Source organism: Fibrisoma montanum (assembly GCF_003583365.1).
GTDB classification, from domain to species: domain Bacteria; phylum Bacteroidota; class Bacteroidia; order Cytophagales; family Spirosomataceae; genus Fibrisoma; species Fibrisoma montanum.
Window position 1 is genome coordinate 106,459 of sequence record NZ_QXED01000011.1, and the last position, 21,480, is coordinate 127,938.

The following is a 21,480-nucleotide window of genomic DNA, read 5'->3' on the forward strand; positions in this document are numbered from 1 at the left end:
GGATAGAGAAAAGTGGATTGGGTTACCCTACGGTTTGCTTGAGCATCAGAATGCGGTTGCGAAAGAAACCGACGGTTTTTTCTTTGAAGCGGCTGCGGTCGGTGCTGATGTCGTAGGCCTGCAGGCGATCGGGGGTGTTGGCGTAGGCGTCGAGCAGGGCCTGCCAGACGTTTGGCTGCTGAATGTGAGCCAGCAGGGCCCGGCCGCGGTTAAGCAGCTTATGTTGCCGGGGTGTCCACGTACGGCGCTCCAGAAACGAGCCGTTGCTTTCGGTCAGCAGGGTGGGCAGCGCATCTGGCGAAGCCGTCGGCAGCAGTTGCGATACCAGAAACAGACCCAGTTCCACGTCCAGCAGTTGCTGGGCCGACAGCGCCGGACGGCGGGCCGGACGTGGGCGTTGTGCTGTTTCTCCAGCCCACTGGGGTTGCGGAGTCATTGCCGGGAAAAGAACGGCCGGCTGAGCCTGGCTCTGGGCGTAGGCGGTCCGGCGTACAGGGCGAAAGAGCGTGTTCATTTGTATCGTTGTTTAAAAGTGACAGAACAAAGTTCTACCCGCCAGAACGTAATCTTTTTCCGTTCATCTTTTTTATTGGAAATTTTTTTTGTTGCTTTGAAGAGCTTCGCGCAGGAGTAGCAGGGAGTGCAGGGATTGCATGGACCGCACGGGTGAGCATCACATCCCTTCCATCCCCGCGCGAAGCCCCCGCAACCCCTGCCAGCCTATACTCATGCCCATCACCCGCTCTGCCTTCCAGCGGTACCGCCTGATCGACGAAATCATCAGCCGTTACCCCCGTCAGTTTTCCAAGCAGCGTTTGTTCGAACTGCTTCAGGACAAGTGCGGCATCCGGTCTGTTTCGTCGCTGGAGAAAGACATTCAGCGGCTACGGGAGGACCACGAAGCCCCCATTGCGTACTGTAAAAAACGGAATGGGTATTACTACACGAATCCGCAGTTCCGGCTCCTGAAACTGATGCTCACGCCCGACGACATGGAAGCGATGGAGCAAGCCCGCGAGGTGTTGGCCGCAACGCAGGGCGCTTCGGTGGCAAATGACCTGGATCATGCCCTGCAACGCGTCCGGCAGAGCCTCGACATTATTCGGGAGGTGAAGCGAGACAGCAACGCGTTGGGGCAGATGCGTCGGGTGGTGTACGTAGAGGAGCGCATTCTGGGGGGCAATCGGCATTACGTACCGGTGCTAATCCGGGCAGTGAACCAGAGCCGGCAGGTGGCGTTCCGGTATCGCAAGCATGAAACGTCCATGCCCGGCGAGGAGCGACCGAAACTCCGGATCCTGCACCCGATTTTGTTGCGCGAGGTGTCGGATAGCTGGTACGTGATCGGCTACGACGCGCCCAGTGGTCGGGAGAAAACCTTCGCCCTTGACCGCATGAGCGACCTCGAAATTCTGGATGACCCCTGCGACGTACCACCGAATGTACTGACCAACGTCAGCGAACTGTTCGAGCACATCTACGGCATCACCGATAGCAGCGGGCCGGTAGAGGAGATTATCCTACAGTTTACGCCCCTGTTCGGGCGGTACGTCAAGGCCAAGCCCATTCACCAGACGCAGGAGATCATCTGCGATAACGAGACGGAGTGTGTTGTCCGGCTCCGGCTGGCACCCAACCGCGACCTGCTCATGCACCTGCGCAGCTACGGCGAACACTTAACCGTATTGCAGCCGACGAGTCTGGTCGAGGAGTTGAAAGCGTCTTTGCAGGCCACGCTGGCGCGGTACGATGAGCAGAATTAACGAATTGGTAAAAAGCAAGTTGAACAAAAGGCGTCAACGAGGCATTACTTTTCTGCTGATCAACCGCCCGAAGGATGCCAAACCGTTTACTTGTCTATCTGATTTTGTCTTTTATCTCCGTTCATCTGGTGTACGGCCAGGCTGAAATGTCCGGGTTAGTGGTAGAGAAGACATCGGGGCGGCCGGTTGAATATGTGAGTGTCGCCGTCTACCGGCCGGCCGATTCGGTGGCAGTAGCCGGGGCCATCACCGATTCCGTAGGGGCGTTTCGGATTACCAATCTGAAGCCTGGTCAATACATGCTCAAAACGTTTTTCATTGGCTACAAACCGCAAACGGTTGGCCCCATCCGGCTCCGGCATAATGAGGTTGTCACGGTCAATACCCTCCTGTTGGAAGCGGTTAAGAATCAACTCAATGAAGTAGTCGTAACGGGCCAGCGGTCTGACCTGACCGTAAAAGCAGACCGGCAAACCTACCGGGCGGGACAGTTTCAATCAGCCGTGGGCGGCACCGCCACCGATCTGCTGCGGAACCTGCCGGGTATCACCATCAACGCCGAAGGCGAAGTGACGCAGCGTGGCGCCAACGGGTTTCTGGTACTGCTCAACGGCAAACCCGTGCAGGCCAATTTGGGTACATTGCTCAATCAACTACCCGCCAATACCATCGAATCCATCGACGTCATCACGACGCCCTCGGCCCGCTACGACCCCGACGGCAAAGCGGGTATTATTGCCATTACCACTAAAGCGGGTGCCGATGTTGGGCTGTCGGTGCTGATGAATGTCCAGACGGGGCTGCCCAGCCTGAATGCATTTGACAATGCCCGCAAGCCGGTACGTTACGGTACGGACTTGACGCTCAGCTACCGATCGGCCCGCTGGGACTGGACGTTCAGCACGGCCTATCTCCGCAATGACATAGCCGGTCGGCGGGAGGGGGATGTCAATACGGCGATTGGTAATCGGTTCACCACCTTTCCGAGCGTGGGTGAGCGGAGTTATGACCGCTACACGTTCACCAACCGGCTGGCGGTTAGCTATACCCCCGGTAAGAATGATGTCTGGTCGGGTGGGTTGTACTACGGCTACCGCACCGAGGACCGGATTGCAGATTTGGTGTACAACAACCGGACCATCGACCGCACGACGGGGCAGCTATTGAGTCAACTGACGTACTTCAACGCGAACCTGGTACGCCGACGTGGGCAGTTCTTCACGGCCAATCTCGACTATACGCACACGTTCCCGAACAAGGCTACCCTGAGCGCCGGCGTTCTCTACGAATACGACTTCCTGGATGGGTTCACCCGAAATCTGAACGTTCACCGCACCGACAGCCGCGATACGCTGCAATACACGCTGACCACAACCGACCGCCCAATAGGTAACGCCCGGGCCAACCTCGACGCTACCTGGCCACTGGCGGGTGGTAAGCTCGAAGCGGGGTATCAGTATCGCTACCAGCAGGATGATGGCGACTACCGGTTTCTGGAACAGGATGGCAACGGCGCTCCGCTGCGGGTTATCGATGCGTTTACAGGGCGGGTGCGGGTATCGAACCAGATACACAGCCTGTATGGTCAGTACGGCCGCAAGACCAAACGCTGGGAGTATACGGCTGGTCTGCGGGTTGAGTCGGCGGAGCGGCAGGTGGTGATTCGGCCGCAGGGGCAAACTTTTCCGCTGTCGCTGCGAAATCTGTTTCCATCGGCCAATGTGGTGTTCCGGCCCACCGATGCCTGGCAGTTTCGGCTGGGGTATAGCCGCCGGGTGCAGCGTACGAGCAATCTGGCGCTGAACCCGCTGCCCGAGCGCGAACACTCCGAAACGCTCGAACAGGGCGATCCGGCGTTGCTTCCCGAATTCGTCGACCTCAGCGAACTGGGTTTTACCCGCACCATTGGCCGGAGTACGCTGCAGGCTACCGTCTATCACCAGAACGTGCAGAACATTGTCAACCGGGTCAACAACGTCTTTGCTGATACCATCCTGAACCGGATTTATACGAATGCCGGTCGGGCGCAGCGGTACGGTCTGGAACTGGCCACCGATCTGACGATCACTAAACGCTGGAAGCTGTATGTCGGTGGCACAGTCTACCGGTCGGTCATCAGCGGGCAGCTGAACGCAGCCCGATTATTCCAGAACGCGGTGGTGTTCAGCAACCAGGCGTGGGTGTATTCGGTCAATGTAAATACCAGCATTCAGCCGTCACCGTCGTGGATAATCCAGGGTAATCTGAATTATTTATCGCAGCGCATCACGGCCCAGGGCGAAGACTCCCGGTTTTTCCAGCCCAATCTGTCGGTCCGAAAAAGCTTCCGCAACAATCGGCTTGCCGTTACGATGCAGTGGCAGAACATTGGGCTTGGCTGGTTGCCGACGAATGAACAGCGCATCACCACGCAGGGCATCTCCATGCCGGGCACCTCCATGCCGGGCCGCGATTTCTTCACAACTACCAATTACATTCAGGAGAAAGATATCCTGCTGGTGAATGTCAGCTATTCGTTGCGGCAACGGAGCAAACCCGCTAAATTGCCGACCAACGAATTTGGTGAGAAAGAGTTCTGATGCACACGTTTACGGCCCTGCTGAAGCGCTTTGACAACAACGGCGAGAAAACCCGCTGGACTTACATTGACATTCCCGACGAAGTGACCGAAGCGCTGAAACCTGGTCAGAAAACGTCATTTCGGGTTAAGGGAACGCTCGATGAGTACGTTATTGAGCGGGTGGCGCTGATCCCAATGGGACCGGTAGAGAACCGGACGGATGGTTCAGAGACCCGGTTCATTATGGGCATCAACGCCGTCATGCGGAAGGCGCTTCGGAAGGAGAAAGGAGCAACGGTGCAGGTGCGTATCGAACTGGATGACTCACCCATTGTCTTGTCGGCCAACCTGATGGGCTGCCTGGAAGATGACCCGGCCGCGCTGGCGTTTTTCAATAGCTTAACGAAGGGGCACCAGCATTACTTCAGCAAGTGGATTGAAGAGGCCAAAACCATCGAGACCAAAACCAAACGGATAACCCAGGCCGTGACGGGTCTGTCGATGGGCATGGGCTACCCGGAAATGATTCGGTATTTTAAGAGCCGAACTATTGATTAGTAAATCGGCGGTTTTATTTCACGACTACCCTGACCCGATCCAGGTTTTGAATACGGGTGTACGGTGTGCTGGCGTTGCCCTGCCGTTGAGCCGCTACTCGTATGGTCGGAAAATACGTCCCCGGCTTAGAGAATGTGTGCGTACTCTTCACCAGAACGTGGGAGCCGGTTTTGTCCAAAGGGATAAGCTTTCCGGGTACGGGAAAGGCACCGGATGTCAGAAAATCCCAGCCCTGGCGCTTACCAATATCTTCCGGCACACCTTCGAAATTCCAGGCCGCGCCAACGACTTTACCCCCGTTTTGGGGCACGTCAATTTCAGCGGTGAAGGTAACTGCTTCGCCCACTTTTACATCGGCGCGTTTGCCGCCGTTGGCCTTCGCCACGACGACCTGCTGAATGCCTCTGCGTTCACTGGCCGTTGGAGGGACAACAACCTGCCCGTCAACTAGTTTGTAGTTAGTCGTAGCGGCCGGCTCGATGCCCTTTTCTACCCAGGTGCTGAGGTCAAGCAGGGCCTGCTGCAAGACGCCGAGGTAACTAACCGTATGGGTAGGATCATCCTCAATCGCTACGTCACCATGCAGCGCGTGGTCAGTGTACCAGAGCCGGAAATGCCGATCCGTGCTGTCCCCCAGGTTGTCCGTCACGCGGGAGCGGTACCAGTCGGCCTGCCAGGGAAAAGCTTCCCGGTCCCAAAGCGATTCCAGTACAATCATTTTTCCCTTAAACTTACCCGTTGGCAACACCCCGGCCGCTCCTCGGGTAAACAAGGGACCTAAGAGCATCGGGCGCTGGGGGTAAATTGGTTTGCCCCCGGCATCCCGAAACTGGTCGTACACGACATACTCTTTTCCGGGTATCTGGTGGCGGTGGTAGGTCTGTACCGCCAGGAAATTAGAATTGTCCACCAGCACGTCGTCTCCCGGTTTTAGCTGTAGCAGTACGGTTGGGTCTACGGGACCCAGCACGACTTTGTTGCCAGCGATCTTCGTTAGCTGCAGCGTCTTACCGGCAGCGGCACCGCTTTTGATGATGAGGTCGCCACCCAGAAACTGGATGTCGGGTAGCTTTTCTTCCAGTTCAAAAGCAACGGGCAGGGTTCCTTCAACCCCGCCGATAGCCTTCCAGGCGGCATCGGCGGTGCCCCGTTCCTGCGGTGACATAGGCTCGGTCAGGCCCAGGCGCACGGCCTGATCAACGGAAAGGCCCGCTTTCAGTTTGCCGGGTTGCTGAATTCGGGCTTTCAGCAGGGAGGCCGGTGGATTAGCACCCAGGTAGCCGGGAACCTTCCAGAAATCCTCCGTAAAGTATTTATTATCGGCCCTGACTACGCCCTGGTACAAAACCAGAAAGCCATGAATACCCATTCGCTCATAACCAAACCAGGCTTTGGGCGGAAACCCCATCCGGGTTACTTCCTGCAGGGCTTGCTTTTCTTCCTCGTTCAGCCCGGCGTACATATCACCGCTGCCGCCCGGCTCCAGTGCATCAATAATCTGCGGAAACTTGTTGTTCAACAACCGCATGGCGTGCATCCGAGCGGTAAAGACGTTGGGAATGGCCATGGGCGAACCTAATACGTACGGAACCGCCCCGTCCCACACGCCTTCGGTATTTTCCATGCCGCCAACGGTTCGGTATGCGCCACCGCTTCCGCCAAAACAGTAGCCGTATGGACGCTTCCCGCCCATGAGCTGGGTGGCTACAACCCGCGAAAATTGCGCTGAAGCGGCATTCACCCGGTAGGCACCGATGGATGGGTCGCTGGCTTCAGGTTTGGTAAAGTCGATTCGTCCTCCCTGGTTGGTTTCGACAAAATAAGCCCCGTGGGTAATGGCAAAGCCAATCTTGTCTTCTTCGCCGGATGCCCCCTGCGATAGGTTTTCATTGTCCGGAAAAGGGGTGATGTATTGAAAGAAGCGACCCTGATAGTGTTCTTTGGGCGGAAAATAAAAAGAGAAACGGGCGTTGGTTCCTGCAAATCCTCCGTGTACGTACCGATGGCGGACGGGTGTATTCCGCCACTCATCCACGTCGACATACGGCTTTTTGAACAGCGTGTCTTTACTGGTAAACTGCCCGGCCAGTTGCTGACTGAGCTGGGATAGCTTGTCCTGCGCCTGACCGGGAATTAGCCAAATGACCGACAGGCAAAATAATACGATATAAAATCGGGGAGAGCGCATACAGGATACAGTCTTGGTAGGATTCGGTGATTCAATCTCAGGCGTTTACCTCTCCGTTGGCCGACTGGAGGGTTCGGATATGCTCCTCTAAAGCGATCAGACCGCCCTCTGTGCAAAGACCCCGTATGTAATTAGCGGTAGTATTCAACAGTAAGTCAGTAGGCGACAAGCGAAATTGTTTAAAGGGTTCGGCCCGAACAGCGGCCCGGTGCAGCGTCAGAATACTTCGTAAAGCAACTTCTGGAAGAATATCGGGCCGGAAGGCACCTTGTTCTACACCCCGGTGGATAATGGATAGAAAGTGCCGTTCGAATCGCTGGGCGATAGCACCCTCTACTTTTTTTTCTAGTTCAGGGTAATAATGATGAAGGTCGAGATAGAAAGCCTTGTTCACCTCGTACTCCATCTCCACGGCAATTTGCCAGACGTCAAAGAATAGACAGGCCGCGTGTTGCTCGTTCGGCAGATTTTGGAGCATGTCGTACTGCCGATTGTGGTAGAAATGCAGTACTTCTTCCAGTAACTCCTCTTTATTTTTGAAGTATTTATAAATGGTTTTGGTGGAAATGCCCAGCGAGTCTACGAGCTTCTGATTGGACATTTTCCGAATTCCATGCTTCAAAAACAGCTTCAGCGATTTTTGTACGATTTCTTCTTTCATACGGCCATCCTCGTTCGTCCGCTTTATGCATTTGCCAGAAAAAACGCTTACGAATTACTTAATCCGTTTGGCGGTCGCGTCAAAACTGTACACCGAACCTTTTAGTGTGTTGTCATCTACTTTTGTCAGGTCCATGGACATTTCTCCGCCCTGCGACGATTCAAAGTAGATGATCAGCTTCGTTGCGCTTTCCTCCACGCGCAGGATTTTAAGACTACCGTTGGCAGGGTCAGCTTTGTCGACCAGTTTCCCGGTTAGTTTTCCGTCGGTGCGTACCAGGTCAGTCTGAAAAACAACATCTCCACGGGGTGAGCCCAGAATGGTAATCTCCCATTTGCCGGCGTAGAAGTCAGTCGGGGAGGTTGCCTGTGAAAAACTGGTGAAGGCAACGCCTAAACTAAAAAGCAGGAGAATGATACGTATTTTCTGCATAGCCACAAAGAGTAAGGTGAAATGAGGTGATTGGCCTTTCCAGGGAAGGCGTCGGAAATTATTTTACTGTAAAAAGTTTCCTGCAAAGGAAACGGAAATTATTTCAATAAAAAAAATTTCCTAAGTAAAATTTCATTTCACCCTTATCCGGGCTTTGCTAACCGGTCGGACTGGCCAGGCGTACCTCAACCGGTCCCGGTTGAGGTTTCAGGCGTTCTGATAATGAGTTGCCTTTGCGGCTCTTTTTGTGCCCTTCGCGGTTTTACTTTTCTTCCGCCGACCCCGCCAGATAAGAAAGCCGGTGATGGGCAGACTGGCGGCAATGAGTGACGCAAAAAACGCCAGTATCTTGCCCGGTAAACCCAGAATAGCACCCGTGTGAATGTCGTAGTTCATCCGAATCAGCTTATCCGCGCCATTGGCTTCCCCGAATCGGCCGTAAACGTGCTTGACGGAGAGCTCATTCAGCGTGTACTGGTCAAAGAACCGGTAATCGGTTTTCCAGTACGTGCGACCATCGGGGTTTGCGCTGGCCGCAATGGCGGATGAATCGGTTTCGGGAATATGAACCTCCATTACCTCGGCGGTGGGGTATTCGGCGGTCATCTTATGCCAAACCCGGTCAATAGCCGGTGCCTGAGCCGGAAGGGCCGCAGGACGCTGCGCTTTCGCCGAAACCGGGTCCTGGAAAATCAGCGACTTCTCGCCACCGGCCAGCGTGTGAACCGATTTGGCAAACCATTGAAAACCCCAGACCAGACCCGTCAGGGCCAGAATGAGCAGCACCCACGTAGCGTAAAAACCCAGTACGTTGTGCAGGTCGTAGTTGGTCCGGCGCCAGGCCGCATTCCATTTAATACTGAACCGCTGCTTTCTTGCGTTCCTGTTTTTGGGCCACCACAGTACGATACCTGAAATCAGCATCACGACGAAGATCAGCGTGGCCGACGCTACCACGGGCTGACCGATGGTCGGCGGTAACCACAGGTAGAAGTGGCCCATCAGCACAATTCGGAAGAAATCGGCGTCCATGTCCTTCACCTTCAGCACCTCGCCCGTGTACGGATTCAGGTACACGCTGTAATAGTACGACGGCTCGAAATGAAAGAACATCACCTGCGCAGCCTGGTCTTTTTTGCCGTATAGCACCGCGTGAAGATGTTTATCGGGCAGTTGCTTCACGGCGATGGCCTTAAGCGTAGAGGGGGGCAAAAACGCTTTGTCCTGTTGCTCCACAAACCGGTACGACTGCGTCAGGTTCTGGATTTCATCCTGAAACGCGTACAGGCAGCCCGTGATGCTGATGATAAACACCACCAGCCCGGACGCGAGTCCGAGCCAGAGGTGAATGGTTCCGATGATCTTCTTAAGGGTCATAACGTTAGAAGCGGTAAGCCATGCTTAAACGGAAATTGCGCGGAGCTTCGGCCTGCCAGTAGTAGTAGCCCGCGTAGGGGTAGGGCGCTCCCGAATACAGATAGGCGTTCAGGATGTTATTGACGTTCAGGGCTACACTAACCCGCTTGTTTTGCCACGACACAGCTCCGTCGGCGCGGAAGTAGTCAGGCAGATTTGATTCATTTGAGGTGGGGTCGACAAACCAGCCGAACCGCTCCAGCTGTCCCTGATACCCAAGTGAGAGGCCTGCACCCTGCAAAGCTCCCTGCCGGAGCCGGTACGACAGCCACGCGTTCGTTACGTGTTTTGCGAAGCCCGGCACGTACTGACCAACGTTTTCTGAACGGGTGTCTTTCGTGATTTTTGAATCGGTGTACGCGTAGTTGGCAACCAGACTCAGGCCGGGTAACAGTTCGCCCTGCAGGTCAAATTCAACCCCGCTGGTGCGGGTCTGTCCCAGTTGCACGGAGAAGTTTGGATTGCTCGGGTCGGTCGTCAGTACGTTGTTCTTCGTAATCTGGTACACCGAAAGGGTTGACTGCCACCGGCCACCGGCCCACTCTCTTTTCAGACCTGCTTCGAGGTTGTCGCCCGTGATTGGCCGGAAGGCATTGCCCCGCGCATCGACGCCCGACTGCGGCACGAAGGCCTGGTCGTAGAGGGCATACACCGACGTTTGCTTGTTGATGGAGCCGCTGATACCGACGCGAGGTGTGAACACGGTTTCGTTGGTTCCGGCACCGTACTGGCTATCTTTCGAGGAGGTCAGCCGACCGGCCAGCGTCAGGCGGATGCGGTCCTGCCAGAAGCGGAGTTCGTCCTGTACGTAAATGCCCGAATACGACTGGCTCAGTACATTAGCCCCGGCCCGGTAGCGCAGGCTCGTGGACCGGTCAAAGCGGGGCAGCAGGTTCGCCGGCAGGTAGTAGTTTAGCCGATAGATGTTGAAAACCGTCGTGCTGTCGTAAAGTGGGAAAGACTGACCCCAGTCGGCGATGTATTTCTTGTTACCCAGGTCCAGACCCGCCAGAATGCGGTGGGTGATGGGTCCGGTCGTTACGTCGCCATTCACAAACAGCTGCCCAAACTTGCCTTCGTTAGAAGCGTCCCAGATGCCCACATACCGGTATAAATCACCGTTGGCTTTTGCCGAATCGGCCCAGAGTGAACTGCCAATCTGCTTGTAGTTGAAGTACGCAATCTGGCCGGTCAGTTTCCAGTTGGGGCTAATCTGGTGTTCCAGAATTATGAACGAGCTGTGGTCATTGATGTTGGTCGGGTCGAGGTTGGCCGAGGCCGTGGTAGCGTTGCGGGGCAGTTGCAGAAAACCGGGCTGGGCAAACAGGTACGCCGAACCAATGGCCGACATCTGCGAAAACTGGTACGTGTACTCGGCCGTAATCGAGGTCTGCTCGCTGAGTTTGTACTTCAGTACCGGCGCAATGGTGTAGCGGTTGTTGTACTCAAACTCCCGGAACGAGCCTTTTGCCTGACCCATTACGTTCAGCCGGTACAGCAGGCTGCCATCCTGCTTGAGCTGGCCGTCCAGGTCCAGCGTAGCCCGGTACGTGTCAAAACTGCCCATCGTCATGGTGGCTTCGCCTTTCGTTACGCCGGTCGGCTTCTTGGTCACGACGTTATAAAATCCGCTTGGTTCGCCGTTGGCCATCATGAAACCGGCGGGGCCTTTCACAAACTCAATCCGCTCCACCATCGACATGTCTTCGGCCAGCGGCCCCCAGGTCGACTGTACGTTCATGCCGTTGCGGAAGGGCGCAATGCGTGAGCCGCGCATATTCAGGCGGGCGTAATTGTCCCAGTGCTCCTGCTTGGTAACCCCACTGATGTTGCGCGAAACACCTTCCAGCATGTCGAAAATCTGCTGATCGGCCAGGAGTTGCCGGTTCACTACCTGCACATTCTGCGGCAATTCAATCAGCGGTGTTTTAACGCGAAGACTGTAGGACGGAAGGTCAGCTTTGTACGGATTCTTTCCTTCTACCGTCACTTCATCCAGATTCTGGGCTGACTCATTGAGCGCCAGGTCGGTTACCTGCGTCGTTTCATTGGCCCTGACCGTGATGGATTGCTGTAGGCGCCCGTGGCCCATCCGGCTAATCAGCAGTGTGTATGTTCCGGCGGGTACGTTGTTGAGCTGATAGAGTCCCTGCTCGTTGGTCAGCGTACCGAACTGCGTATTCGACAACCGGACGTTAACCTGCGGAATCGGCTGCCCGTTGCGGTCATTGACCTTTCCAGCAATGGCACCGGTTGTTGACGATTGAGCGATGCTGGCAGTTGGCTTTACACTCAGCCAGAGCAAAAGCGCAGCCAGGAAAATGAGTAGGGATTTATATTGCATACCTTATTTAGACTAATTCTAATGCAAATGAAAAAAGCAAATGAATACGAACAGCTGTCATGCCTGATTTATGCAATAGAAACTTTATATAGTCTAAATAAAGGGAAGATAAGCCGAAAATACACCGCTGAGCACTAATTTGTCATGCTGACGTAGGAAGCATCTTCGGTAGATATATGAAGGCCCGTGTCCGGAGACGCTTCCTGCGTCAGCATGACAAAGTTGGCTTAGACTGAATGTGCTCAGTTGGTCGGTTAACGTGGTTACGGACAACTCCCAAGTTTCCAGTGTGTTTTTTGTCATCCCGACCAAAGGAGGGATCTTCGGTAGCTGGAGAAAATGGCAGCCACACCGAAGACTCCGTCCGAAGATTCCTCGTTCCTCGGTATGAAAAAGACTGGTTTTAATGGCCTACATTGATCAACCCGGTTGGCGAACGGATTGCCCCCAATTCCGGCGTTCGTCCATTGACCACAGCTCCGGAAAAAATATCCGTTGCTGCTGAACGGGTGGGAGGTACGTTTGCCAGTTGGTGCCGCCGGTGGCCCGGATGTCGTCGGGTTCTTTGTGGAGGTACTGCACCGCCGAGCGGAGGTGTGACAGTTTCCAGCGGACGTTGACGCGGTGGTCATATTCGCGCAGGGCCGTGCGAAGTTCATCGGTGACCTGTCCGGCCTGTTCCAGTTCCTGATATCGCTGATTCAGATTCTTTACCCGATACGTTTCGGCCAACCGAATGAGCCGGGCGCTGTATTGCTTGTCGAACTGCCGGAGCGTCAGCGTTTTTTGCTGGGTGGCCAGTTCGGTAGCGCCCCGCTTCCAGTAAATGGCTTCGTACTGGTCGGCTATGGATGCAGCCTGGGTCGGTGGCTCAATCAGGAGGTTGGTAAAGTCGGTCGAGACAATTTCAATCTCCCGAAACTGCACTGACTGAAACCCGCTCGACGGTAGCAGCGCCATCCGGAATTTCAGAAACTGCTCCCGCTCCATACCCGTAATCATAATTACGAACGACTCTTCGAGCAGGGCAAAGTAGCGGTTTACCCGTTGCATCCGGGCCGTAAAAAACGCGGCCGTTAACGGGCTGGCGTCGGCTATCTGGGCAATCTCGTGCAGGATGAGCTTGAAGTATAACTCCGTAATCTGGTGGTACGTCACGAAAATCAGCTCGTCGGGGTAGGCGGTTTTGGGGTTTTGCAGCGATAGCAGCGTGTCGAGGTGGATGTAATCCCAGTAGGTCAGGTAATCGGCCTGAAGCAGCCCTTCGAGGTATGCGTTCATATCCTGCCCCATGGCGGCAAATTTCTGTTCCAGCTGGGCGAGTTTATTGGCCACTGTTTCGTGCATAGCTCCTGACTGTCAGTTAGTTTTCAGATGAAGAGACGTTTTTTGTCCGGTTTACGAGTTCACAAGTTGTAACAAAATCGAATAGCTAAACATTTTCCCTGACGATATGATTTGATTCGTATGATAAGTCAATCCGTTAAGCGAATCACATCGACAATACAATCGGCTGACAGCCAGCAGGTAAATACATTGATTAACCAGTTGATGGCCCTTGCCTCGCAGAGCGATAGTGAAGGGGCGTTTCCGGAAGAAGCCTTCGGTCAGATGGCCGAAGCCGGTATGCTGGGCATCACGCTACCGGGGCAGCCCCTTGATTTTGACCTGCCCGAAACAAAAAACTTACTGCAACTGCTCAAACGCATCGGGACCGGTAACCTGGCCGTAGGTCGGGTATACGAGGGCCACATCAACGCGCTATATCTTATCCATCTGTTCGGCAATCAGGAGCAGAAAAAGCGGTACGGCGCTGATGTGAGGCAGCACCAGCGGTTGTTCAGCGTCTGGAATACGCAGGCCGACGATGGTATCCGGATTCACGCACTCGGGGGGGGCCGTTATGTGCTCGAAGGGTCGAAAACGTTCTGTTCGGGAGCGGGCTGGATTCAGCGGCCACTAGTTACGGGTGAGCTGGTTGGTCAGGACCGTTCCGGCTGGCAGATGTGCATCATCCCGACGGAACGGGTGAAGCCAATTCCGTCGGACGAGCAGTTCTGGCAACCGCTGGGTATGCGGGCATCGGCCAGTTTCAAACTCGATTTTACGGGTGTTGAACTGGAAGAGCAGGATTTGCTGGGTCAGCCCGGCGATTACTTCAAACAACCGTATTTCAGCGGGGGGGCGATTCGGTTTGCGGCCGTTCAGCTTGGCGCGGCCGAAGCCTTGCTCAGCGAAACCCGGACGTACCTGAATGACCTGAATCGCGTCGACGATCCGTTCCAAAAAGCCCGTATTGGCGAAATGACGTACCTGATTGAGTCAGGCAACCAGTGGCTCAACGCGGCCGGTGACAAGACGGACGTCTGGCTGACTCAGGATGATTCGGCCGATAAAATCGTCGCCTATGCCAACATGACCCGCACGGCCATTGAACAGATCTGCCTGCGGACGATGGAACTGGCCGAACGGTCGGTTGGGGCCAGAGGACTGCTGCGCCCGCTGCCGTTTGAGCGTATCCATCGCGACCTGAGCATGTACCTGCGCCAGCCCGCGCCCGACGCTGCCCTGACCGGCATCGGCCATTACGTTTTCCACACCTCATCTCCAACTCATGACCTCTGGCGTTGATCAGACCCGCTTTTTTCAGCAGTACGTTGAACCCGCCGATGATGAATTGCTCCGGCAGTTTGGTTCTACGGTGGTAATTGCTCCGCATCCCGACGACGAATCGCTCGGTTGTGGTGGCGTTATTGCCCTGCTGCGGCAGGCTGGCTACCCGGTACAGGTTATCTTCGTCAGTGATGGCAGCATGTCGCACCCTCAGTCAAAGCAGTACCCGGCCGACCGGCTGCGGCAGCTTCGCGAAACGGAGGCATTGCTGGCTCTGGAAATTCTTGGTGTTGCCCCCAACGCCGTGCAGTTCATGCGGCTCAAGGACACGCAGGTACCCACGCCCGACCAGACTGGTTTCGCGGACGCCGTTGCCGACCTGGGCCATCGGCTGGAAAACATTGCTCCCGATACGGTGCTGGTACCCTGGCGACGCGATCCGCACCCCGACCACCGGGCCTCGTGGAGCCTGACCCAGGCTGCCGTAGAACGGATGGTCCAAAAGCCAGCGCTGGTAGAATATCCAATCTGGCTGTGGGAACTGGGTACCGACGACGACCAACCTCGTCCCAGCGAAGTACGCGCCCGAAGTTTCAGCATCAGTTCAGTAGCCGACTTAAAGCAGCAGGCCATTGCCGCCCATCGGTCGCAGGTGACACACCTGATCGACGACGACCCAACGGCGTTTTACCTGTCGCCCGAGTTGCTGCGCTATTTTCAGATTCCAAACGAAGTTTTCTTTTACCATGTCCAGTAGCCTGCCCCAATCGTATTTCGATGATATATACCGCGCCAGCGACGACCCGTGGCAGTTTGCCACCAGCGATTATGAGCGCGACAAGTACCAGGCTACCCTGGCCGCCCTGCCCAACGAGCGATATGCCAACGTCTTCGAAATCGGCTGCTCGATTGGTGTGCTGAGTGCCATGCTGGCGCAACGGTGTGACCGGTTGCTGGCCGTTGATGCCAGTGAACTGCCGCTCAGGCAGGCTCGCCAACGCCTGGCGGAATTGCCGCAGGTGAGTGTTCAGCAGATGAGCATTCCGGCGCAGTTCCCAGACGATCAGTTTGACCTGATTCTTCTGTCGGAGGTGGGCTATTACCTGACCATAGATGATCTCCGGCGCGCGCAGCAGCTTATGCATGAGCATTTGCAGCCGGGCGGGCATTTACTGCTGGTACACTGGACGCCTTTTGTGCCCGACTATCCACTGACCGGCGACCAGGTGCACGAGGTATTTCTGGAGCAAACTGTTGGCGCGCAACCAATGTGGCAGCACCTGACGGGACAACGGGCGGAGCAATACCGGCTGGATTTATTCAGCCGACAATAGGGGCTGGCTGGTGAGCAGGTACTGGCGCAACTCCCGAATTGCTTCCACAATGGGTACGGGTTCCCACTGGCGCGTCCAGGCTTCATTCTGCATTTTGGTTTCTACCTGCTCCCAAAGCTCTCCAAAGTATGGGTAAGCCGTTAGCTGGTGCTGAAGCCACTGCTCGGAAATACACAATTCCTGTGCAATAGGCTTGAGGGCACCGTTGGGAATAGCGCCCCGGTGGTGTTGCCAGAGCGTTCGGAGCCGAGCCCGATTCCGGAACTTAAGCATCAGCGAGCCGGGCGGTTCGGCCAGTTGCACCTGCTGGCCGTAGTACATCCTGGTCCAGTAACGTAGCTGCTCCGAAAAGCCTACCGCCACCCGGCCCCGGAGCCGCGACGAGGTGAACACCCTCACGCGCGTACTCTTCCGGATACGGGCATCAATGCGCAGCAGCGCCCGGTAAAAGGCCTCGTCTTCCAGATAAGGAACCTGCGGTAAACGACCCGCCCGAATGTAGGCCCGGCACGTCACGGCAATGCTGGCCCCGAAATGCTGAAAATGGCGCGGCCAGGGGTCATGCACACAGGGATCGAGCAAAGACTCCACCCGGGCAACCAACTGCCGGTAGGTGACGTTGCGCAGGTGAAAAATACGGGCTGGATTTCGTTCGGGCCGGGCAATGATGCGGCCGGCAACGGCATCGCAGCCCGCATTGATTTCGTTCATGATGTGCCACAGCCAGTGACTGTCCACCTCGGTGTCGCCATCGGTTGATGCAATAATGCCGTTTTGATTGTCGACACTCATCAGCCGCCGACAGGCTTCGTCCATCAGCAGGCGCCGGACGGTGCCGATGTTGGCCAGTCGGGGCGGCAGCTGAATCTGAGCCACATGCAGCGGAAACAGAGGATACAGGTTCTGATACTGTTCGGCCAGTTCGAATGAACGGTCGGTGCAGTTGTTGGCTAGCAGAAGTATCTCGTATTGACCGGGATCAATCGGCCGACCATCGCCGTCTACCTGGTTGCGCAGCGCGTCGAGTGTCTGGGTTAGCTGGAGCACTTCATCGCGGACGGGCACAATAACCGAAACGCGTAAGGAAGAAGCAGGAGTTGTATGGGTAAATAAATGGCGATTGACTAGTGTGTCGTTGAGTGGTTTGCCGGTATCCGCAAGCATATCGTCTTCCTCCTACGCTCCGTGTCAAGCGTAAGGAAGTTGGTTAACCGGCTGTTCAGGATAATTGTTGACGAAACGAATCCTGGGCTAACCCCACCGTGGGTTATTGACGAATCGTTACGAACTTCGCGCCAGATTGATGCGGATAACAAAACAGATTATGCAAGTAGACAATAAAACGATTATTATCTCCGGTGCGTCGCGCGGTATTGGTCGGGCTACGGCCCTGCTGCTGGCCCAACAGGGTGCCAACGTGGTTATAACCGCCCGTAACGTCATTGAACTGAAGGAAGTCGAATCGGAAGGGCAAGGCAAAATTGTGGCCGTGCCCGGCGACGTATCGAGCGAAGTAGATATGGAACGCGTCGTGCAGACCGCCCTCGACCGCTTCGGCCGAATCGACGTGGTAATCAACAACGCTGGTTACGGGGTATTCAAGAATGTTGACGAAATCAGCGTAGACGAGTGGGATGCCCTGATGGCAACGAACGTAAAGGGTACGTTCGTGCTGACCAAGGCTGCCCTGCCCACGTTGAAGGCGCAGGGCGCAGGCCATATTGTGGTCGTTGCCTCCGACGTAGCCAAGCGGACCTTCGCGGGTGGGTCGCTCTACACCGCCAGTAAGTACGCGCAGGAAGCGTTTATGGGTGCCCTGCGGAAGGAGGTTCGCCCGTTTGGTATCAAGGTGACGGGCGTGTACTCGGGTCTGGTCGATTCGCACTTTCACGCCAAAGGCCACGGCCACGAAACGTCGCAGAACTGGCTCAAAAACGAAGACATGGCCGAGTCGATGCTGTTTATCATCAGCCGCCCTGCCCACGTCGTCATTGACGAGTTCATGGTGCACCCGCTGGAGCAGGAGTATTGATCTGTGCAAACAGGATACGTTATGACCGGAAAAGCAGTTAAGGCTCGGATGGTGCTGCTCTATGGCCTGGCGCTTGGATGCCTGCTGAGCGTGATGGCCTGGTCGCGGTATCGGTTCATGGTGATCGACCACGCGCTTGAGGCATACGTACTCTTGGTTGCAGTTCTCTTTGTGGGCGTAGGCATTTGGGTTGGGCTGCGTTGGTCAGCACCGGTCGTGGTTGAAAAGACGGTCGTTAGGCCGGCACCGGTAGTCCCGCTTCAACCGGCTCCGGAGGCATTGGAGCAACTGGGCATCAGCAGCCGGGAATTGGAAGTGCTGATCCAATTGGCACAGGGGTATAGTAATGAAGAAATTGCCAGCCATCTGTTCGTTTCCACTAATACCGTCAAGACGCATTTGAGTAACCTATACGCCAAATTAGACGTGAAGCGCCGGACGCAGGCCGTCGACAAAGCCCGGTCGCTTGGCCTGATTCGGTAAGGGAATTTTCATTCGTTTGGGTGATTTTAAGCTAAATCACCCAAACGAATGAAAGAAACATGCATGGCAAAGGACAATTTTGGCCGACAAACCAACCAAAACTATGCAACGTACTATCCTTGTCTTCGGGGGCATCGCCGGCCTGATTGTGTCCGCCATGCTGGTAATTATGATGCTCATTCACCGGCAAAATCCAAGCAGCTTCGAGTGGGGCGAACTTGTCGGTTATACGTCCATGCTATTAGCCGCGTCGATGATTCCGGTGGCGATTAAAAGCTACCGGGACCGATACCAGGCCGGACAGATTTCCTTTAAGGATGCTTTTCTGATGGGGTTATGTATTGCCCTGATTGCTTCAGCCTTGTACGTAGCCACCTGGGTCATCGTCTACAAAACAGTTTATCCAAACTTCGTCCAGGATTACACCGCCAGCGCACTCAATAAGCTTAAAGCCAACGGGAAGTCACCGGCCGAACTTGACCAGGCCCGGCAGGAAATGAGCACGATGTTCGCCTACTACGATACCTGGGTGGGGCTGATTGGCATTACGTTCCTGGAGATCTTCCCGATCAACCTGCTCGTTGCTTTAATCAGCGCCCTGGTGCTGAAGCGCAAACGAGCGGATCATATTCCGAGTCCGCTTGCCGGTACAACCACTTAAGCTCAATACGTATGGGTATAGGCTACTTCAAAAACGTCAGGAAAGCCGCTTTTACTGAACTGGCTTTTTTAAGATAACTCTCGTTGCTCTTTGGGTAATTCGTAGGGCGGTACACATTGACGTAAGCCAAAACACTCTAAAACCCAGCGTGGCCTTGTAGCCATGTTTCTCAGTGGGTGAGTTCAGCGTCGGTAGCATCCTGGGTTTGTAAGCGACTGGTGACAGCCTCCACTAAATTATTGATGATGTCGCTGTCGTTTAGCTGTAAGTGGTTGCGATCATTCTGACGGGTTTTGCAGATTTGTCTGAATGGTAACTATACGGCTGAATAATGTAACGTTTAGTCGGGAGGATTATCAGATTTATGTAAATAACTAATCTAAAATCGGGTATAAATGCCACTTTTAGGAATGTAACTAGTTCTATTTGAGAGACTTTATAAACAAAGCGCTGACATAGCAACCACTTATACAATACTTATCCCATAAACTAGATTTGTGGACCTAAGTTAACATTGTCCTATGTAGTTTCACTCCAGGGGTTAAACAACACCCTGTAACTTTTTATGGATCTACTACTCGACGAATGGTTGATGACGGGACGGGGGTTAGTTATCAAATACCTGTTAGTGGCCGGGTTGGCTTACGTGTTCTGTTACATTGTCTTCAAAAAAGGGCTGAGCGGTCGAAAGATCCAGAAAAAGTTACCAAAGCCGGCTGACTATCAGCGCGAAATTGGCTTTTCTGTGTTAGCCATGCTGATCATGACAGCAAGTGCTGCTCTTAACGCAACGATATTGCTACCGTACAACAACGTATATTTTGGAATTGATACGTATGGCTGGGGCTACTACGTGCTTTCGTTCATCTGGATGATCGCGCTGCACGATACCTACTTTTACTGGATGCACCGGACCATTCATCATCCCCGATTGTTCAGGTCGCTTCATTTAGTGCACCACCGTTCGACTAATCCGTCGCCCTGGGCAGCTTATGCTTTTCATCCGCTGGAAGCCATTCTCGAAGGCGCGATCCTGCCCATCATTGCGTTTACGTTACCTGTACATTGGTCGGCGATGGTGCTGTTTTTTGTCTTCTCGGTGGTGCATGATGTCTATATCCACCTTGGTTATGAAGTATTACCGGGGCGGTTCCATCAGACACGTATTGGCCGTTGGATTAATACGTCGGTGGCTCATAACCAGCATCACAAGCACTTTGACGGGAATTTCGGGTTATATTTTACATTTTGGGATCGGTGGATGGGAACGATGCGGAGTGACTATGACGAAGCGTACATCAAAGCCACTCCACAACAGGTTGTCGTTAATCCCGCTACTGCGACCACTCAGTCGGTGTCCGGTCCCAGCGGTGGGCTTTAAGGTCGTTCAGCAATTCCTGCGAAAGCCCTTTGCCATCACTGACGGCCGTGTTGGCTTCCACGTTACGGAGTTTACGCATGCCCGGAATCGTCGTGTGCACGTCGGGATTGCTGAGAATGAACCGTAGCGCCATTTCGGGCATGGTCATGGCGTCGGGAACGAGCGGCTTCAGCGCATCGGCATGTTCGACGCTGCTGTTGAGGTTTTCGGGCACGAAGTACGTCGAGCGCCAGTCGTTATCGGGGAAGGTCGTTTCCTTCGTAAACGTACCGGTCAGCGTGCCCTCATCGAACGGAACCCGGGCGATTACGCCGATGTTCAGCTCGCGGCAGAGTGGGAAAAGGCTATCCTCCGGATTCTGATCGAAGATGTTATAAATGACCTGCACGGCATCAATCAGGCCGGTGCGCAGGGTATTCAGGCAATTGTCGGGCTCCCAGCGGTTCACCGAAACGCCCCACGCCTGTACTTTGCCCGCCTGCGTCAGTTTCTGCACGGCTTCCTTCCACTCGTCGCGGTCGGCCCAGCCATCTTCCCACACGTGAAACTGCATCAGATCGATGGTCTCAACCTGCAGGTTTTTCAGGCTCTTTTCGGTGTATTCGATGATGTGGCTGGCCGGAAATACGTCTTCCAGCTTGTACTCCGGCTTCGACGGCCACTTGAAATTCATGGGTGGAATCTTGGTGGCTGCATAAAGCGGCTTTCCGGCATTGCGTTTGAGCAGATCGCCCAGAATCTGTTCGCTCAGGCCGGAGCCGTAGCCCCAGGCGGTGTCGAAGAAGTTGCAGCCGCGTTCGACGGCGAGGTCGAGGGCCTGATCAATTTCGGTACGTTCGGAGCCGGTCCAGTCGGCGAGGCCCCACATGCCGTAGCCAATTTCACTGACTTGCCAGCCGGTGCGGCCAAAGGTTCGGTATTGCATCGTCTAAACTTGTGGTTTGTATTTTGATGACTTCAAAAGCCGCAGCCAAGCTACGAACTTCATAGTACAAACCACAAAGTCAGCGTTGGGTTACCGCCTGCATTAACATTCGCCTTTATGGTGGAGACT

Annotated in this window: 19 protein-coding genes; 10 read left to right on the plus strand and 9 right to left on the minus strand. The window is 54.9% G+C overall.

Annotated elements, in window-relative coordinates; all coding sequences use genetic code 11:
• Positions 1-22: 22 nt before the first annotated feature.
• On the minus strand, positions 23-514 hold the full coding sequence (locus DYU11_RS28395; RefSeq protein WP_119671124.1) for a pPIWI_RE_Z domain-containing protein: 492 nt from the start codon (positions 512-514) through the stop codon (positions 23-25).
• Between the two features lie 214 nt (positions 515-728).
• On the opposite strand from DYU11_RS28395, the gene DYU11_RS28400 reads away from it, so the two are divergent.
• The 3 genes from DYU11_RS28400 (at position 729) to DYU11_RS28410 (ending at position 4,881) form a co-directional block, all read left to right on the plus strand.
• Entirely contained in the window at positions 729-1,763 is a 1,035-nt protein-coding gene (locus DYU11_RS28400; protein ID WP_119671125.1) for a helix-turn-helix transcriptional regulator, read from the plus strand.
• A 74-nt stretch (positions 1,764-1,837) separates the two neighbouring features.
• Complete coding sequence (locus tag DYU11_RS28405) at positions 1,838-4,342, plus strand: TonB-dependent receptor (RefSeq protein ID WP_119671126.1); 2,505 nt, start codon at positions 1,838-1,840, stop codon at positions 4,340-4,342.
• Complete coding sequence (locus DYU11_RS28410) at positions 4,342-4,881, plus strand: YdeI/OmpD-associated family protein (protein WP_119671127.1); 540 nt, start codon at positions 4,342-4,344, stop codon at positions 4,879-4,881. The genes DYU11_RS28405 and DYU11_RS28410 overlap by 1 nt, the downstream gene beginning before the upstream one ends.
• 13 nt (positions 4,882-4,894) lie before the next feature.
• On the opposite strand, the gene DYU11_RS28415 is transcribed toward DYU11_RS28410, so the two are convergent.
• From DYU11_RS28415 to DYU11_RS28440, 6 genes are all read right to left on the minus strand, one after another.
• On the minus strand, positions 4,895-7,069 hold the full coding sequence (locus DYU11_RS28415) for a hypothetical protein (protein WP_119671128.1): 2,175 nt from the start codon (positions 7,067-7,069) through the stop codon (positions 4,895-4,897).
• Between the two features lie 37 nt (positions 7,070-7,106).
• Complete coding sequence (locus DYU11_RS28420) at positions 7,107-7,730, minus strand: TetR/AcrR family transcriptional regulator (protein WP_119671129.1); 624 nt, start codon at positions 7,728-7,730, stop codon at positions 7,107-7,109.
• 54 nt (positions 7,731-7,784) lie between these two features.
• Positions 7,785-8,162: a hypothetical protein gene (locus DYU11_RS28425; RefSeq protein WP_119671130.1), complete on the minus strand. Its 378-nt coding sequence runs from the start codon at positions 8,160-8,162 to the stop codon at positions 7,785-7,787.
• Positions 8,163-8,369: 207 nt separating this feature from the next.
• A complete protein-coding gene (locus DYU11_RS28430; protein ID WP_119671131.1) occupies positions 8,370-9,539 on the minus strand; it encodes a PepSY-associated TM helix domain-containing protein in 1,170 nt (389 codons plus the stop codon).
• 4 nt (positions 9,540-9,543) lie between these two features.
• Positions 9,544-11,922, minus strand: a complete 2,379-nt coding sequence (locus DYU11_RS28435) for a TonB-dependent receptor (protein ID WP_119671132.1) — start codon at positions 11,920-11,922, stop codon at positions 9,544-9,546.
• 420 nt (positions 11,923-12,342) lie between these two features.
• Positions 12,343-13,269, minus strand: a complete 927-nt coding sequence (locus tag DYU11_RS28440) for a tryptophan 2,3-dioxygenase family protein (protein ID WP_119671133.1) — start codon at positions 13,267-13,269, stop codon at positions 12,343-12,345.
• A 120-nt stretch (positions 13,270-13,389) separates the two neighbouring features.
• On the opposite strand from DYU11_RS28440, the gene DYU11_RS28445 reads away from it, so the two are divergent.
• Genes DYU11_RS28445 through DYU11_RS28455 form a run of 3 tightly spaced genes read left to right on the plus strand, consistent with a single transcriptional unit; the run spans position 13,390 to position 15,869 of the window.
• On the plus strand, positions 13,390-14,553 hold the full coding sequence (locus tag DYU11_RS28445) for an acyl-CoA dehydrogenase family protein (protein ID WP_119671134.1): 1,164 nt from the start codon (positions 13,390-13,392) through the stop codon (positions 14,551-14,553).
• Positions 14,537-15,292, plus strand: coding sequence for a PIG-L deacetylase family protein (locus DYU11_RS28450; RefSeq protein WP_119671135.1), 756 nt, complete (start codon positions 14,537-14,539; stop codon positions 15,290-15,292). The genes DYU11_RS28445 and DYU11_RS28450 overlap by 17 nt, the downstream gene beginning before the upstream one ends.
• The gene (locus DYU11_RS28455; RefSeq protein WP_119671136.1) at positions 15,282-15,869 is read left to right on the plus strand and encodes a class I SAM-dependent DNA methyltransferase; all 588 of its coding nucleotides are present in this window, start codon (positions 15,282-15,284) and stop codon (positions 15,867-15,869) included. Before DYU11_RS28450 ends, DYU11_RS28455 begins: the two co-directional genes overlap by 11 nt.
• Here DYU11_RS28455 and DYU11_RS28460 read toward each other — a convergent pair.
• Positions 15,852-17,033 carry a glycosyltransferase family 2 protein gene (locus tag DYU11_RS28460; RefSeq protein ID WP_119671137.1) on the minus strand — a complete coding sequence of 394 codons (1,182 nt, stop codon included), beginning with the start codon at positions 17,031-17,033 and terminating at the stop codon, positions 15,852-15,854. The two genes, DYU11_RS28455 and DYU11_RS28460, sit on opposite strands and share 18 nt — an antisense overlap.
• 160 nt (positions 17,034-17,193) lie before the next feature.
• On the opposite strand from DYU11_RS28460, the gene DYU11_RS28465 reads away from it, so the two are divergent.
• The 4 genes from DYU11_RS28465 (at position 17,194) to DYU11_RS28480 (ending at position 20,426) form a co-directional block, all read left to right on the plus strand.
• Entirely contained in the window at positions 17,194-17,901 is a 708-nt protein-coding gene (locus DYU11_RS28465) for an SDR family oxidoreductase (RefSeq protein WP_119671138.1), read from the plus strand.
• A 21-nt stretch (positions 17,902-17,922) separates the two neighbouring features.
• On the plus strand, positions 17,923-18,384 hold the full coding sequence (locus DYU11_RS28470) for a response regulator transcription factor (protein WP_119671139.1): 462 nt from the start codon (positions 17,923-17,925) through the stop codon (positions 18,382-18,384).
• Between the two features lie 103 nt (positions 18,385-18,487).
• Positions 18,488-19,045 (plus strand): DUF4199 domain-containing protein, encoded by a 558-nt coding sequence (locus DYU11_RS28475; RefSeq protein WP_119671140.1) that lies wholly within the window; start codon positions 18,488-18,490, stop codon positions 19,043-19,045.
• 565 nt (positions 19,046-19,610) lie between these two features.
• Positions 19,611-20,426, plus strand: a complete 816-nt coding sequence (locus DYU11_RS28480; protein WP_119671141.1) for a sterol desaturase family protein — start codon at positions 19,611-19,613, stop codon at positions 20,424-20,426.
• Here the strand turns inward: DYU11_RS28480 and DYU11_RS28485 are convergent.
• Entirely contained in the window at positions 20,380-21,351 is a 972-nt protein-coding gene (locus DYU11_RS28485; RefSeq protein ID WP_119671142.1) for an aldo/keto reductase, read from the minus strand. The two genes, DYU11_RS28480 and DYU11_RS28485, sit on opposite strands and share 47 nt — an antisense overlap.
• Positions 21,352-21,480 lie beyond the last annotated feature (129 nt).

What these genes read in the sequence shown, in the direction of transcription:
- DYU11_RS28395 (WP_119671124.1), bottom strand. Translation starts at nt 514, where the DNA reads ATGAACACGCTCTTTCGCCCTGTACGCCGGACCGCCTACGCCCAGAGC.
- DYU11_RS28400 (WP_119671125.1), top strand. Translation starts at nt 729, where the DNA reads ATGCCCATCACCCGCTCTGCCTTCCAGCGGTACCGCCTGATCGACGAA.
- DYU11_RS28405 (WP_119671126.1), top strand. Translation starts at nt 1,838, where the DNA reads ATGCCAAACCGTTTACTTGTCTATCTGATTTTGTCTTTTATCTCCGTT.
- DYU11_RS28410 (WP_119671127.1), top strand. Translation starts at nt 4,342, where the DNA reads ATGCACACGTTTACGGCCCTGCTGAAGCGCTTTGACAACAACGGCGAG.
- DYU11_RS28415 (WP_119671128.1), bottom strand. Translation starts at nt 7,069, where the DNA reads ATGCGCTCTCCCCGATTTTATATCGTATTATTTTGCCTGTCGGTCATT.
- DYU11_RS28420 (WP_119671129.1), bottom strand. Translation starts at nt 7,730, where the DNA reads ATGAAAGAAGAAATCGTACAAAAATCGCTGAAGCTGTTTTTGAAGCAT.
- DYU11_RS28425 (WP_119671130.1), bottom strand. Translation starts at nt 8,162, where the DNA reads ATGCAGAAAATACGTATCATTCTCCTGCTTTTTAGTTTAGGCGTTGCC.
- DYU11_RS28430 (WP_119671131.1), bottom strand. Translation starts at nt 9,539, where the DNA reads ATGACCCTTAAGAAGATCATCGGAACCATTCACCTCTGGCTCGGACTC.
- DYU11_RS28435 (WP_119671132.1), bottom strand. Translation starts at nt 11,922, where the DNA reads ATGCAATATAAATCCCTACTCATTTTCCTGGCTGCGCTTTTGCTCTGG.
- DYU11_RS28440 (WP_119671133.1), bottom strand. Translation starts at nt 13,269, where the DNA reads ATGCACGAAACAGTGGCCAATAAACTCGCCCAGCTGGAACAGAAATTT.
- DYU11_RS28445 (WP_119671134.1), top strand. Translation starts at nt 13,390, where the DNA reads ATGATAAGTCAATCCGTTAAGCGAATCACATCGACAATACAATCGGCT.
- DYU11_RS28450 (WP_119671135.1), top strand. Translation starts at nt 14,537, where the DNA reads ATGACCTCTGGCGTTGATCAGACCCGCTTTTTTCAGCAGTACGTTGAA.
- DYU11_RS28455 (WP_119671136.1), top strand. Translation starts at nt 15,282, where the DNA reads ATGTCCAGTAGCCTGCCCCAATCGTATTTCGATGATATATACCGCGCC.
- DYU11_RS28460 (WP_119671137.1), bottom strand. Translation starts at nt 17,033, where the DNA reads ATGCTTGCGGATACCGGCAAACCACTCAACGACACACTAGTCAATCGC.
- DYU11_RS28465 (WP_119671138.1), top strand. Translation starts at nt 17,194, where the DNA reads ATGCAAGTAGACAATAAAACGATTATTATCTCCGGTGCGTCGCGCGGT.
- DYU11_RS28470 (WP_119671139.1), top strand. Translation starts at nt 17,923, where the DNA reads ATGACCGGAAAAGCAGTTAAGGCTCGGATGGTGCTGCTCTATGGCCTG.
- DYU11_RS28475 (WP_119671140.1), top strand. Translation starts at nt 18,488, where the DNA reads ATGCAACGTACTATCCTTGTCTTCGGGGGCATCGCCGGCCTGATTGTG.
- DYU11_RS28480 (WP_119671141.1), top strand. Translation starts at nt 19,611, where the DNA reads ATGGATCTACTACTCGACGAATGGTTGATGACGGGACGGGGGTTAGTT.
- DYU11_RS28485 (WP_119671142.1), bottom strand. Translation starts at nt 21,351, where the DNA reads ATGCAATACCGAACCTTTGGCCGCACCGGCTGGCAAGTCAGTGAAATT.